Source organism: Pseudomonas sp. PvP009, from assembly GCF_017832995.1.
In the GTDB taxonomy this organism is placed as follows: Bacteria; Pseudomonadota; Gammaproteobacteria; order Pseudomonadales; family Pseudomonadaceae; genus Aquipseudomonas; species Aquipseudomonas syringae.
The window spans coordinates 1041925-1054167 of sequence record NZ_JAFIBG010000001.1 but is presented as its reverse complement, the minus strand read 5'-3'; the positions used below and the strand labels follow the sequence as shown (position 1 = coordinate 1054167).

General features: G+C 58.4%; 16 protein-coding genes. 10 read left to right on the top strand and 6 right to left on the bottom strand.

The genetic code is table 11. The features are described from left to right. Positions 1 to 10: 10 nt before the first annotated feature. The 5 genes from JOE29_RS04735 (at position 11) to JOE29_RS04710 (ending at position 2758) form a co-directional block, all read left to right on the top strand. A complete protein-coding gene (locus tag JOE29_RS04735) occupies positions 11 to 499 on the top strand; it encodes a type VI secretion system tube protein Hcp (protein ID WP_003345343.1) in 489 nt (162 codons plus the stop codon). A gap of 50 nt (positions 500 to 549) precedes the next feature. Further along, positions 550 to 1050 carry a type VI secretion system amidase effector protein Tae4 gene (locus JOE29_RS04730; RefSeq protein ID WP_080337829.1) on the top strand — a complete coding sequence of 167 codons (501 nt, stop codon included), beginning with the start codon at positions 550 to 552 and terminating at the stop codon, positions 1048 to 1050. Further along, complete coding sequence (locus JOE29_RS04725) at positions 1050 to 1490, top strand: type VI secretion system amidase immunity protein Tai4 (RefSeq protein ID WP_210078852.1); 441 nt, start codon at positions 1050 to 1052, stop codon at positions 1488 to 1490. The genes JOE29_RS04730 and JOE29_RS04725 overlap by 1 nt, the downstream gene beginning before the upstream one ends. 22 nt (positions 1491 to 1512) lie before the next feature. After that, positions 1513 to 1953, top strand: a complete 441-nt coding sequence (locus JOE29_RS04720; protein WP_044312112.1) for a type VI secretion system amidase immunity protein Tai4 — start codon at positions 1513 to 1515, stop codon at positions 1951 to 1953. Positions 1954 to 2524: 571 nt separating this feature from the next. Further along, on the top strand, positions 2525 to 2758 hold the full coding sequence (locus tag JOE29_RS04710; RefSeq protein WP_003313478.1) for a DUF3077 domain-containing protein: 234 nt from the start codon (positions 2525 to 2527) through the stop codon (positions 2756 to 2758). A 41-nt stretch (positions 2759 to 2799) separates the two neighbouring features. Here JOE29_RS04710 and JOE29_RS04705 read toward each other — a convergent pair whose 3' ends face one another. The 4 genes from JOE29_RS04705 to JOE29_RS04690 form a co-directional block, all read right to left on the bottom strand. Continuing rightward, positions 2800 to 3957 (bottom strand): phosphatidylserine/phosphatidylglycerophosphate/cardiolipin synthase family protein, encoded by a 1158-nt coding sequence (locus JOE29_RS04705; protein ID WP_003313479.1) that lies wholly within the window; start codon positions 3955 to 3957, stop codon positions 2800 to 2802. Between the two features lies 1 nt (position 3958). Beyond that, positions 3959 to 4540 carry a YceI family protein gene (locus tag JOE29_RS04700; RefSeq protein WP_024665063.1) on the bottom strand — a complete coding sequence of 194 codons (582 nt, stop codon included), beginning with the start codon at positions 4538 to 4540 and terminating at the stop codon, positions 3959 to 3961. A gap of 89 nt (positions 4541 to 4629) precedes the next feature. Then, on the bottom strand, positions 4630 to 4959 hold the full coding sequence (locus tag JOE29_RS04695) for a hypothetical protein (RefSeq protein WP_003395271.1): 330 nt from the start codon (positions 4957 to 4959) through the stop codon (positions 4630 to 4632). Further along, a complete protein-coding gene (locus JOE29_RS04690) occupies positions 4956 to 6062 on the bottom strand; it encodes a serine hydrolase (protein ID WP_210078850.1) in 1107 nt (368 codons plus the stop codon). The genes JOE29_RS04695 and JOE29_RS04690 overlap by 4 nt, the downstream gene beginning before the upstream one ends. Before the next feature lie 281 nt (positions 6063 to 6343). Between JOE29_RS04690 and olsB the strand changes: the two genes are divergently transcribed. After that, entirely contained in the window at positions 6344 to 7099 is a 756-nt protein-coding gene (gene olsB / locus JOE29_RS04685; RefSeq protein WP_003424385.1) for an L-ornithine N(alpha)-acyltransferase, read from the top strand. Further along, positions 7099 to 7893 (top strand): lysophospholipid acyltransferase family protein, encoded by a 795-nt coding sequence (locus JOE29_RS04680; protein ID WP_003313485.1) that lies wholly within the window; start codon positions 7099 to 7101, stop codon positions 7891 to 7893. Before olsB ends, JOE29_RS04680 begins: the two co-directional genes overlap by 1 nt. Here JOE29_RS04680 and JOE29_RS04675 read toward each other — a convergent pair. Further along, positions 7851 to 8450 carry an ACP phosphodiesterase gene (locus JOE29_RS04675; RefSeq protein ID WP_210078848.1) on the bottom strand — a complete coding sequence of 200 codons (600 nt, stop codon included), beginning with the start codon at positions 8448 to 8450 and terminating at the stop codon, positions 7851 to 7853. The two genes, JOE29_RS04680 and JOE29_RS04675, sit on opposite strands and share 43 nt — an antisense overlap. 164 nt (positions 8451 to 8614) lie before the next feature. Here JOE29_RS04675 and JOE29_RS04670 point away from each other — a divergent pair, with 164 nt between their 5' ends. Genes JOE29_RS04670 through JOE29_RS04660 form a run of 3 tightly spaced genes read left to right on the top strand, consistent with a single transcriptional unit; the run spans position 8615 to position 11195 of the window. Continuing rightward, entirely contained in the window at positions 8615 to 8929 is a 315-nt protein-coding gene (locus JOE29_RS04670; RefSeq protein WP_003313487.1) for a helix-turn-helix transcriptional regulator, read from the top strand. A gap of 28 nt (positions 8930 to 8957) precedes the next feature. Further along, entirely contained in the window at positions 8958 to 10124 is a 1167-nt protein-coding gene (locus JOE29_RS04665; RefSeq protein WP_099315055.1) for an MFS transporter, read from the top strand. Between the two features lie 21 nt (positions 10125 to 10145). Continuing rightward, complete coding sequence (locus tag JOE29_RS04660; protein ID WP_010423896.1) at positions 10146 to 11195, top strand: alkene reductase; 1050 nt, start codon at positions 10146 to 10148, stop codon at positions 11193 to 11195. 126 nt (positions 11196 to 11321) lie between these two features. Here JOE29_RS04660 and JOE29_RS04655 read toward each other — a convergent pair whose 3' ends face one another. Continuing rightward, on the bottom strand, positions 11322 to 12173 hold the full coding sequence (locus tag JOE29_RS04655; RefSeq protein ID WP_003345326.1) for a hypothetical protein: 852 nt from the start codon (positions 12171 to 12173) through the stop codon (positions 11322 to 11324). Positions 12174 to 12243 lie beyond the last annotated feature (70 nt).

Below are 12243 nucleotides of genomic sequence, written 5' to 3'. Positions count from 1 at the left end.
GATTTGAAACATGGCATTTGATGCGTACATCAAAATCGAAGGCATTCCAGGCGAAGCGCTGGATGACCGCTACAAGGACTGCATCGAGATCACCGGGTATGGTTTCGGCATGCACCAAAGTACCTCCGCCACGGCGAGCTCTTCAGGAGGCGCCTCGTCGGGTCGGACGTCCTTGAGTGATTTCACGTTCACCAAATCACTCGACAAATCGAGCTGCAAGCTCATGGAAAGTTTGTGCGCGGGCAAGCACCTGAAGGAAGTCGTCTTGTCACTGCATCGTGCAGGCGGAGACAAGGTCAAATACTTTGAAGTGCTGCTGGAAGAAGTCATCATTTCCAACTACACCCAGCATGCCAACGATGGCATCCCCAGCGAGACCATCAGCCTGAACTACGGAAAAATCAAAACCACCTACACCCAGCAGAAAAGATCTGACGGTGCCGGTGGAGGGAATGTCTCAGGTGGCTGGAACCGTATCAACAACAAGGTCTATTCCTGACTTCTTGAAAGCGCACGTATCAAACGTCACGACATGATCAAGGAAGGACTATGGCACGGCCATTTTTTACCGCCGCCTGGGCGGCTTCGCAACATATTTATGATCCGGTAGCGCCGGAAAAGCGAGTGGCAGAGGTGATTGGGGGGTTCGTCGCACAGAATATAAATAATCCTGATGCGTTGGCAAGATGGAAAAACACCTGCGCAGTCAGAATGAGCTACATTCTAAATTACACAGGAGCAAAAATTCCAAAAACACCAGATCAGACAGTCTCCGGAGAAGATCGAAATCAATATTTCTTCCGCATCACTGATCTCAAAAATTTTCTGATAAGAAATTGGGGCAAACCAGAGATAGTCAAATACCCGCCCTCTGATAGCGGACCATTGGCCAACAAAAAAGGCATCATAGTATTTGAAATATCAGGCTGGTCAGACGCTCGAGGACATGCAACTTTGTATGACGGGAGCATCTGCTATGACCATTGCTATTTCAACGAACCTGGCGTTAACTATCGGACAGATCAAGCAAATTTCTGGAGCCTTACATAATGCGTTCGTTTCGTGCAGCAATTCTGATTTTCTTAACGCTCGATACGCCTAGTATTTATGCATCTATTACGCCAACGTCACCAGAGGGAATGTACCGCACTCATGCACAAAACTATAAAGACCTTGTTCTTGCCACCTGCATCGCCAGCGCTTACAACTATAATGAAACCGTCGGGATAGATGCCGGCAGCAGTGTAACCGCGCTACGCGAATGGGCCAATTATGACTGGGAAAAAAGCCCTGAAAAGCTTAGAGAACTTGTGGACAATTATCTCGTTAGAGACTATACAAATCCACTGGTTGAGTCCGAAATAAAAGGCGTGAAATTCGATTTACTTAAGTGCCTTGATCTTTACCATAGCAAAGAGCTAGACGCATTGACAAAAAAGGTCGTAATCAACCCTACGTATACCGACATACAAGACTATAAAAAACACTAGGCAGCACAAGGAGCTAAATGCCATGAGGCTATTTCTTGCAACCACGAAACTACTTCTCTTGTTAGCAACATCCAACTGCTTTGCCTACACCCCCACCTCATCGCCCGAAGGGATGTACAGAACTTTTGAAAAAAACTACAAGGACATGGCGCTCGCCACCTGCATAACCACCGCTTATAAATACGACGTAAACGTCGGAATTGACGCGGGCAGTAGTGTCAGTGCGATGCGTGACTGGACCTACTATGACATGGAAAAAAGTCCTCTTGCCGTCAAGGCCCTGGTTGAAAAATACCTCGCCAGAGACTACACAAACCCTTTGGCCGAATCCCAGATCAAGGGTATAAAATTCGACCTGCTGAAATGCCTGGACATGTATCACAGCAAGGAACTGGACGCGTTGACGAAGAAGGTCGTTACAGATCCAAATCATACCTACATGCAGAATATCAAAAAGCCTTAACGACCCCCTTCATGCAACAAGCCTGTCCGGCAAACGCTGCACAGGCTATTTTCATTACAAGCACCCTACTCCGCACATTATCTATAGGGCGGAGACATATCATGCTGATTCACTGTAATCCGATAGCTTCTTAAGGTCTCGCCCTCGGTGATGTACTGCTTGCTGAAATACTGATAAACAGCCCTTGTCACTTCCCCCGCCTACACCGAAAACATCTTCAGAAAACCCACTTCGATAATTCTTGTAGGAATTATCAGCAGGACGCCTCCCTTCCAATTGAAGGAAATTTCCGAGAAAATCCCGGCCTCTTGCGCTTGGCTATTCAGGTCTCTAGCCTTCATCGATCGCTGCCCAATCAGCGATCAGGTTTGGTAGACCTGAGTGACCTGTGCGCAATGCGCCACCTTCTCAAGGCGCATTTTTTCGGCCTGCGTTTATGGTGGCCGTGCGCTTGGCGTCTTCGGACGCACCGGCTTGCCTGGTCACCGGTCTACCAACCTGCGTACGGCCGCCACCCTGATCGTTTGGTAGCGAAAGGGGCGGCTCCTTTCATTGATCAGGAGTTGCAAACATGCCCGATAAAATCGTCCCCGACCCTCCCACCGCCCTGTTCACCGTCAACGCATCCGTCAGCCAGGAGGAAGCGCTCAACTACGCTTCGGATCTGCTGCGCTGCATCATTACGACGGCCTATGAGTCCGGCGACAGCACTCAGGGCACCAGCCGTGATCTGGCGTTTTCGGTGTTGCACATGGCCGAGATGGCCAAAGCCATGGTTGACCGCTCACTGGAATGCATCGTTTGACCAGATGACAAGCCGGGGCCACGATCGGCCCCGCGCAAACCTCAGTTACGCTGATCCAACAAGTTCACCACCAGCCGGTCGATCCAGCCCCACAAGCGCTGCTTGACCCGTCGCCACAGCGGTCTGGCTTTCCAGTCTGCCAGCGTGGTTTCGGCGCTCAGGGCGAAGTCTTTTTCGAAGCTGGCGACCACGTCGCGGGTCAGTCCGGGGTCGAGGGCTTCGAGGTTGGCTTCCAGGTTGAAGCGCAGGTTCCAGTGATCGAAGTTGCAAGAGCCGAGACTCACCCAGTCGTCGATCAGGACCATTTTCAGGTGCAGAAAGCAGGGCTGGTATTCGAACACCTTGACCCCGGCGCGTAACAGGCGCGGGTAGTAGCGTTGACCGGCATAGCGTACGGACGGGTGATCGGTGCGCGGTCCGGTCAGCAGCAAACGCACATCAACGCCACGCGCTGCCGCCCGGCGCAAGGCGCGGCGAACTTTCCAGGTGGGCAGAAAGTAAGGGGTTGCCAGCCAGATCCGCTTTTGCCCGGTGTTCAGCGCACGCACCAGCGATTGCAGGATGTCGCGGTGCTGGCGGGAATCGGCATACGCCACGCGGCCCAGGCCCTCACCGGTTGTCGGGGCCTTGGGCAGATGATCAAGGCCGAAGTTTTCTTTCGGACGCCAGGCGAAACGCCGGGCGTTGGCGTGGAACTGCCGGTTGAACAGCGCCTGCCAGTCAATCACCAGCGGCCCGGTGATTTCGACCATCACTTCGTGCCACTGGCTGGCGTCCTTGTCCGGCTCCCAGAACTCGTCGGTCACACCGGTGCCGCCCACCACGGCCAAGGCCTTGTCCACCAACAGCAGTTTGCGATGGTCGCGGTAGAAGTTACGCACGCCGCGCCGCCAGTGGATCGGATTGTAGAAACGCAGAATCACACCGGCATCGGTCAGTTGCTTGCGCAGGCCGGCGTCGAAGGCTTTTGAACCGAAGTCATCGAACAGGCAGCGCACGATCACGCCACGCCTGCCCGCCTCGACCAGCGCGCGCACGATGGCGTCGGCGCAGGCCCCGGCTTCGACGAGGTACAACTCCAGATCGACCTGCTGCTCGGCGCGATCAATGGCTGCGATCATGCGCGGGAAGAACGCAGGACCGTCGATCAGCAATTGAAAGCGGTTGTTTTCACGCCACGGAAAAATCGCACCGTTCATATCAGCGCGCCGTGAAGATCAGGACAGCCCCGACCGGGACCGAGAGGCTCACCGCCGACAATCCTGCGGCATTGCGCAAAGCCTTGAAATCCGGGGCCATATCGAAATCCTGGGCATGGATCACCAGCGGCTCGAGCGTCACGACCTGAAAGCGCCGCTCGTCGAGACGCGTCGCCAGCAGCTCGGCGTTATAGCTGTGGGTCTTGCCACGCAGGCTGACGGTCAGAGGTAAACGCAGTTCCAGTTGCGCGCCGGGCGCGAGGTCGTTGATCGGGCGCATGTCGAGTTGCGCATTGATCTGAGCAGTCGGAAACTTGCGCACCTGAAACACCTGCTCTCGAAGGCGCTCGTCGCGCAGAGGGATGCCGGTGCTGACTGAATCGGTTTCAACTTCCACTTCAGCCAGCCCCTTGGCGTCGACTTTGCCGTGCAGCACGAGAAAGCGATGCACTTCGGCAGTATCGGCATTTTTGGTCGAGGTGAACGAGAGTCGCGACGACTCGTTATCCAGATACCAGTTCGCATGGGCAGGTAACGCCACTGCGGCCAGCAGGACCAGCAGCAGGCGATTCATAGTGAGCATGCAGACTCCAGACTTACAATTGAGGGCCACCTTATCCGCCTGTCTGACCTCTGGCAAACGACTGCGTTCGGCGGCACCCCATCAAGCCCTCATGGCAGCAGGCGACAGCCCTGTCGCTCACCCTGCCACGACGCGCTGCTGGTGCGTCCCAGGCCGCTGGCAATGACCCGTTTCTGACTGCTGTCGTCGACCAGGGTGCTGGGCAGATACTGCTTGATGTAGCCCTGGCAATACGCTTCGGAATTGTTCATGACGTACCTGCATGAGCAATATTCCTTGGCGGTGTAGGCACTGATGATGGTCGGAAATGCCTGCAGGTTCACACGGTACTGCCAGGCGAGTACGGCAAGTGCGGCAACGATCAGCAACAGCAGGCTGCTGAAGGGACGGCGCAGGATGAACATTCGACGCGTGCTCATTGACCGCCCTCCTTGCCAAACGCGGCCTGTACGCGCTTGAGCATCTCATTGTGGTTGTAGGTACTGTCGCGGTCATCGGCATAGCGCACGATCACCAGCTTCTGATCGGGAATCACATACAGCGCCTGCCCCCAATGCCCCAGTGCCGCGAAGGTGTCAGGGGGAGCGTCCGGCCACGGTCCTTTGCCGCCATCGGCAGTACGGTTGAGCCACCATTGGCCTCCGGGCACTTCAACGCTGGCATCCACGCCTGCACCGGCAAACGGCATCAGCGCGAAGTCCATCCACTCCTTGTTGAGCAGTTGCCGATCCTGCCATTGCCCGCCGCGCTGCATCAGCAGGCCGATGCGGGCCAGATCGCGGGCGGTCATGTAGGCATAGGAAGAGCCTACAAATGTACCCGCGCCATCGGTTTCCCAGACGGCACTGCGAATGCCGAGCGGGTCGAACAGCGCGGTCCATGGATAACCCGGATAAGCCTTATCGCCGACCATCTTTTTCAAGGCCGCAGCCAGGACGGTGCTGTCGCCGCTGGAATAAAGGTAAGTCTTGCCGGGGGGTTGGGCAGCGCGGCGATCGGCGGTGAAGCGTGCCATGTCGTCACGCCCGCGGGTGTAGAGCATGGCGACCACCGAGGAGTTGAGCGGAGCGTATTCGTAGTCTTCCTGCCAATCCAGACCTGACGCCCAGTGCATCAGGTCTTTGATGGCGATCTCGGGGTGCGCCTTGAACGGCGTGTAGAACTTCGCCACCGGATCATTCAGTTGAAAGCGTCCTTCTGCAAACGCAACGCCCAGCACCGTCGCCATGACGCTTTTGCTGATCGACCAGGTCAGGTGCGGCGTTTGCGCAGTGGTTACACCGCCGTAGCGCTCGTACACAACTTCGCCATCACGAATCACCAGCAGCGCATCGGTGCGTATGCCCTTGCGCGTGGCGTCGTCACGGGGCGGGAAGGCGTAAGCCTCAAGCTCTTCGATGGCCGCCGATCGCGGCACAGACTGAGCAGGCCATTGCTCTGTCGGCCATGGTTGAGCAACGACGCCCTGGGCACTGAAGCCCAGGATTAGAACCAGACACAGACTGACAAATCCACGCGGCATGACAGGGCCTCTACAGAATAGTCCGCATACCGTATCAGCGTTTCATGACAGTCAGCCATTACCTCGGGAGCAGACGCAGAGCGTCACAAATCTGCGCCGCCCTGCAACCCTCAAGACCGGACACAGGGGAAATGGCCCCAGCATCCCCCGTCACACAACCATCACCAAAGCTTCACAGGCATGACACGCCATCTCCCTAGCCTGCAAGTACGGCAAAGCGCCTGGACAAATCAGTCAACCAGCCCTTTCTGCATCTGCAAGGCTGGCTCATGGAGATTCGTATGACCCAGATCGCCCGCATTCGTGACAACACTTCTGAACGTCGTCTTCAGGCCGAGCGCCTGATTGGAGCGCGCGCCTTGCAGGAAGCACAGGCGTTGCGTTTCAGTGTGTTCAGCGAAGAGTTCAACGCCCGTCTCAACGGCGCTGAACAAGGCCTGGACATCGACGATTACGATGTTCACTGCTCGCACATCGGGGTACGCGACCTGAACACCGGGCGTCTGGTTGCCACGACCCGGCTGCTCGACCATAAGGCCGCCAACACGCTGGGGCGCTTCTACAGCGAAGAAGAGTTCAGTCTGCACGGGCTGGTCAATCTGCAAGGGCCGATCCTCGAACTGGGCCGCACCTGCGTCGATCCAACCTATCGCAACGGCGGCACCATCGCGGTGTTGTGGAGCGAACTGGCCGAGGTGCTCAACGAAGGCGGTTACAGCTACCTGATGGGCTGCGCGAGCATCCCGATGCAGGACGGCGGTATTCAGGCCCATGCGATCATGCAACGCCTGCGCGAACGCTACCTGTGCAACGAGCACCTGCGCGCCGAGCCGAAGAACCCGCTGCCGACCCTCGACATCCCGAGCAATGTTATCTGCGAGATGCCACCGCTGCTCAAGGCCTACATGCGTCTGGGGGCCAAGATCTGCGGCGAACCGTGCTGGGACGAAGACTTCCAGGTGGCCGACGTGTTCATCCTGCTCAAGCGCGACGACCTGTGCCCGCGCTACGCCCGCCACTTCAAGGCGGCCGTGTGATGAGCCGGTTACGCGGCTACGCCCGCGTAGTCCGGGTGCTACTGGTCGTAGCGCTCGGATTGACGATTGCCAGCGCGTTCGCGATCCTGGAGCGCACCAAGGTCGGAGGTTCGATGGAGCGCAGGCAGCGCTGGAGCCGCTGGTTCATGGCACGCCTGACCAACGCCCTGCCGTTTCGCGTCACCGTGACAGGTCAACTGCCAACCCAGCCCATGCTGTGGGTCAGCAACCATGTGTCATGGACCGACATCGCCCTGCTCGGCATGCTCGCACCGCTGTCGTTTCTGTCGAAAGCCGAAGTACGGACCTGGCCGGTAGCGGGCTGGCTGGCGCTAAAGGCCGGTACGCTGTTCATTCGTCGCGGATCGGGCGACAGCCGTTTGATCCAGAAGCAGATGTGCAATCACCTGCAACAAGGCAACGCACTGCTGATCTTCCCCGAAGGCACCACCACAGACGGCAAAAGCCTGCGCACCTTTCACGGTCGCCTGCTGTCCAGCGCCATCGACGCTGGCGTGCCAATCCAGCCGGTGGCCATTGGTTACTCACGTGACGGCAAACCGGACCCCATAGCCCCGTTCATTGGCGACGATGACTTGCTGTCGCATCTGCGCCGACTGTTCGCCAACGAGCAGAGCGATGTGCATATCCACCTGCTGACACCGATCCCGACCGCTGACCAGGAACGTGCCGCACTGGCCTTCAAGGCCCAACAGGCCGTTCAGGTGGCGTTGTTTGGCGAGCCGCCGGCTCAGCCGAGCGAAGTGGTTTCGCGTCCGGCCAGAGCGGCCTGAGCGAAATCTTCGAGTAGCGGATAGAACTCGGCGAAATCCGCACTCAAGGGCTGGTACAGCGCCTGCAGTTCCTGCATGCCGCCGGCCAGCCCTTCGGGTTTTGACAAGCGTCGGGATATGCCGCTCAAAACCTGCTCCAGCACCTCGAAATCCCGATACGACCCCAGCCAGTCCTGCGCGGCCATGCGCGGTGCGATCAGCGCCAGCCGCTCGGGCAATTGCGGCTCGGCAGCCAGCGTGCCATAGACTTTGCGGGTGAATGCGTCCAACGGCAGGTCGGCATAACGATGCCAGTCGCGCGCCAGGCAATGATCGAAAAAGACATCGAGCATGATGCCCGCATAACGCCGTCTCTGGAGCGGAAAGCGGGCAATGGAAGCCTTGATCAGCGGATGACTGTCAGTGAAGGCGTCGATGCTACGGTGCAGACGAATCGCCGCTTCGAGTTCCGTAGGAAAACGTCCCGGCAGCGGACCTTTGACGAAGTCGCCATACAGGCTGCCAAGCAATTGAGCGGGCCGGTGCCCGCCAAGATGAAGATGTGCCAAGTAGTTCATGGCTGCAAGCCTAGGCCGCTTTCGGGCCCGCTGTCCATATATCGTTATAACCCGATATAGCGATTTCACCGATCCTAAGCACATAATCATATTTGTATATCGCGAAATACAGATATAAGGTTCGCTCTATCGCGATATAACGCTACACCGCCTGTGAGAACGACATGCCTATCGACCTCGACGACATAATAAAAGCCCTGGCCCACCCGGTCCGCCGAGAAATCCTGACCTGGCTGAAGAACCCCCGCGCAAGCTTTCCCGCCCAGGAATACTCGATCGAACACGGCGTGTGCGCCGGACAGATCGATCAGCGTGCGGGATTGTCACAATCCACTGTCTCGGCCCATCTGGCGACCTTGCAACGCGCTGGTCTGATCAGCAGCAAGAAGGTCGGCCAATGGCATTTCTTCAGACGCAACGAAGAAGTCATACAGGCATTCGTTCAGGCGCTGGTTGAAGAACTGAACAACCCGACCTGATTTTCCAACGTTTACCAGGAGCTGCCACGTGCCTCTTTCGCTACTCATTCTGGCCCTGAGCGCCTTCGCCATCGGCACCACCGAATTCGTCATCATGGGCCTGCTGCCCGATGTAGCGGCCGACCTTGGCGTATCGATCCCCGGCGCAGGCTGGCTGGTGACCGGCTACGCGCTGGGAGTCGCCGTTGGTGCGCCGTTCATGGCCATGGCCACGGCAAAACTGCCGCGCAAGGCCGCGCTGGTCACGCTGATGGGGATTTTCATCATCGGCAACCTGCTCTGTGCGCTGGCCAGTGACTACAACGTCCTGATGTTCGCCCGCGTGGTGACTGCACTGTGTCACGGTGCGTTCTTCGGCATCGGCTCGGTGGTTGCCGCAGGTCTGGTGCCCGCCAACCGGCGTGCCTCAGCGGTGGCCTTGATGTTCACCGGCCTGACCCTGGCCAACGTACTGGGCGTACCGCTGGGTACTGCACTGGGTCAATACGCAGGCTGGCGCTCGACGTTCTGGGCCGTCACGGTCATCGGCGTGATTGCGCTGATCGGCCTGATCCGCTTCCTGCCGACCAACCGCAATGAAGAAAAGCTCAACATGCGCGCTGAACTGGGCGCCCTGCGAGGGGCCGGCATCTGGCTGTCGCTGACCATGACTGCGCTGTTCTCGGCGTCCATGTTCACCCTGTTCACTTACATTGCTCCGCTGCTCGGCGAAGTCACCGGTGTATCGCCCAACGGCGTGACCTGGACCCTGCTGCTGATCGGTCTGGGCCTGACCGCCGGCAACGTGATCGGCGGCAAGATGGCCGATCGCCACCTGTCGTCCACGCTGATTGGCGTATTCGTCTCGATGGCGGTGATCTCCACCGTACTCAGCTGGACCAGCACCGCGCTGATCCCGACTGAAATTACCCTGTTCCTCTGGGCAGTCGCAGCCTTCGCTGCCGTCCCGGCCCTGCAGATCAACGTGGTGACGTTCGGCAAAGCCGCACCGAACCTGGTTTCAACCCTGAACATCGGCGCCTTCAACGTCGGCAACGCGCTGGGCGCCTGGGTCGGTGGCAGCGTCATCGCCCACGGTCTGGGCCTGACCAGCGTACCGCTGGCTGCCGCCATCCTGGCCGTGCTGGCGCTGCTGATTACCCTGATTACCTTTCGTCAGACCGGCAACCCCGATCTGGCCCCTGCTACGCATTGATCAATTACGAGGATTAGACACATGACGACTATCTTTGACCCGATCACCCTGGGCGATCTGCAACTGCCCAACCGCATCATCATGGCCCCACTGACGCGCTGCCGTGCCGATGAAGGCCGTGTGCCGAACGCGATGATGGCCGAGTATTACGTTCAGCGCGCCTCGGCCGGCCTGATCCTGACCGAAGCCACTTCCGTCACCCCAATGGGCGTGGGCTACCCCGACACCCCGGGCATCTGGTCCAACGACCAGGTGCGTGGCTGGAGCAACATCACCAAGGCCGTGCACAACGCCGGTGGCCGCATCGCCCTGCAGTTGTGGCACGTGGGCCGTATTTCCCACCCGGCCTACCTGAACGGTGAAACGCCGGTCGCGCCGAGTGCCATCGCCGCCGAAGGCCACGTCAGCCTGATGCGCCCGATCACCCCATTGCCAACCCCGCGCGCGCTGGAACTGGCGGAAATCGGTGACATCGTCGAGGCCTATCGCGTCGGTGCGGAAAACGCCAAGGCTGCGGGCTTCGACGGCGTGGAAGTGCATGGCGCCAACGGCTATCTGCTTGAACAGTTCCTGCTGACCGGTAGCAACCAGCGCACCGACGAGTACGGCGGTTCGGTGGAAAATCGTGCGCGTCTGCTCCTCGAAGTGACCGACGCAGTCATCGATGTCTGGGGCGCTGGCCGTGTAGGTGTTCACCTCTCGCCTCGCTTCGACATGCACGACATGAGCGATGCAAATCGTACTGAAACCTTCAGCTATGTGGCCAAAGAGCTCGGCAAGCGCGGTATCGCGTTCATCTGTGCCCGTGAGCATGATGCTGAAGACAGCCTCGGCCCACAGTTGAAGAAGGATTTCGGCGGCGCCTATATCGCCAATGAAAAATTCACCAAGGACACGGCCAACGCCTGGCTGGCAGAAGGCAAGGCCGACGCCATTGCCTTTGGCGTGCCGTACATCGCCAACCCCGACCTGCCTGAGCGTCTGGCCAGCGATGCGCCTCTGAATGAAGCCCATCCGGAGACGTTCTATGCCAAAGGGCCAGTCGGCTATATCGACTACCCACGGATGTAAGCCGCTGTCGTGAAAGCAGAAACCCCGATTCGCAGGAATCGGGGTTTCTTTGTATCTGCACCTGAATTTTCTGGCCTGCGCTCCCTGGTCGACCTGCCGCACTGACGGCGGCAGATAGTGCCAGGGTCAACGGCGTGCGTTGAGCTGCTGCGACAGGTTCTGAATCTGGCTGGTCAGGGTATTGATGTTACGAGTCACCTGAGCACGAAACGCATCGAACTCGGCCGTATTGGCTTGCGCTGAAGGAGCCGGGCGGTTTTCCTGTTCGCTTTTCAGCACCATCAGGTCCTGTTCCAGGCGCTCTACAGCGGCAGACGGGTTGCCCTGCTTTTTCAACGTGGCGACATCGGCTGCCACGCTTTTGATCTGCGCATCCAGCTTGCCCTGATCCGCCTGAGCGGTCTTTAGGTCAGGCAACGCCGCCTTCAGGGTGGTCAGTTCAGCGACGACGCTTTTGAGCTGCTCCTGCAACTGCGCGTTTTCACTCTGCTGCTGGGCGGTTTGCGCGGCCATCTGCTCCAGACGCTTGTCGAGACTGCCCTGCTGGCCTTCGACACCTTCACGCTGTTTGTCCTGATCTTCCAGTTGCGCTTCGAGCAACTTGATACGCTGCTTGAGCGCCTCGCCATCACTGGAAAGCGCTTCGGTCGCGACGACCTTGCCGGAAATATCCTGCAAGCGCCCGGCTGCTTCTTCGCTGATGCGCGCAAAGCTTTCCTGAGTCGCTACCAACTGCTGTTCCATCAGGGAAACCTGCTGAAAGCTCCACCAGCCCAGACCGCAGAAGGCGATGAACAACGCACCGACCAACGCCCACAAAGGCCCGGTGCTCGGCGCCTTGACCTTGACTACAGGCGTGGTGCGCGAATAGACGGTGGTGCGCTCGCGTGCGCCATTGCTCGGCGCGAAGTCGTCGTCATCGTCCTTGGCGCTCAGGCTGGGAACGTCATCGACGTCGTCGTAGGGATCGTTGCGCATGAATAACCCTTCAGGAAGCTGTTAAATCAAAGTTGGGCAGTATAACAACAGCGCAGAATCAATCTCACTG

What these genes read in the sequence shown, in the direction of transcription:
- JOE29_RS04710 (WP_003313478.1), top strand. Translation starts at nt 2,525, where the DNA reads ATGCCCGATAAAATCGTCCCCGACCCTCCCACCGCCCTGTTCACCGTC.
- JOE29_RS04680 (WP_003313485.1), top strand. Translation starts at nt 7,099, where the DNA reads ATGAGCCGGTTACGCGGCTACGCCCGCGTAGTCCGGGTGCTACTGGTC.
- JOE29_RS04730 (WP_080337829.1), top strand. Translation starts at nt 550, where the DNA reads ATGGCACGGCCATTTTTTACCGCCGCCTGGGCGGCTTCGCAACATATT.
- JOE29_RS04700 (WP_024665063.1), bottom strand. Translation starts at nt 4,540, where the DNA reads ATGCTCACTATGAATCGCCTGCTGCTGGTCCTGCTGGCCGCAGTGGCG.
- olsB (WP_003424385.1), top strand. Translation starts at nt 6,344, where the DNA reads ATGACCCAGATCGCCCGCATTCGTGACAACACTTCTGAACGTCGTCTT.
- JOE29_RS04695 (WP_003395271.1), bottom strand. Translation starts at nt 4,959, where the DNA reads ATGAGCACGCGTCGAATGTTCATCCTGCGCCGTCCCTTCAGCAGCCTG.
- JOE29_RS04675 (WP_210078848.1), bottom strand. Translation starts at nt 8,450, where the DNA reads ATGAACTACTTGGCACATCTTCATCTTGGCGGGCACCGGCCCGCTCAA.
- JOE29_RS04735 (WP_003345343.1), top strand. Translation starts at nt 11, where the DNA reads ATGGCATTTGATGCGTACATCAAAATCGAAGGCATTCCAGGCGAAGCG.
- JOE29_RS04725 (WP_210078852.1), top strand. Translation starts at nt 1,050, where the DNA reads ATGCGTTCGTTTCGTGCAGCAATTCTGATTTTCTTAACGCTCGATACG.
- JOE29_RS04705 (WP_003313479.1), bottom strand. Translation starts at nt 3,957, where the DNA reads ATGAACGGTGCGATTTTTCCGTGGCGTGAAAACAACCGCTTTCAATTG.
- JOE29_RS04660 (WP_010423896.1), top strand. Translation starts at nt 10,146, where the DNA reads ATGACGACTATCTTTGACCCGATCACCCTGGGCGATCTGCAACTGCCC.
- JOE29_RS04720 (WP_044312112.1), top strand. Translation starts at nt 1,513, where the DNA reads ATGAGGCTATTTCTTGCAACCACGAAACTACTTCTCTTGTTAGCAACA.
- JOE29_RS04690 (WP_210078850.1), bottom strand. Translation starts at nt 6,062, where the DNA reads ATGCCGCGTGGATTTGTCAGTCTGTGTCTGGTTCTAATCCTGGGCTTC.
- JOE29_RS04655 (WP_003345326.1), bottom strand. Translation starts at nt 12,173, where the DNA reads ATGCGCAACGATCCCTACGACGACGTCGATGACGTTCCCAGCCTGAGC.
- JOE29_RS04670 (WP_003313487.1), top strand. Translation starts at nt 8,615, where the DNA reads ATGCCTATCGACCTCGACGACATAATAAAAGCCCTGGCCCACCCGGTC.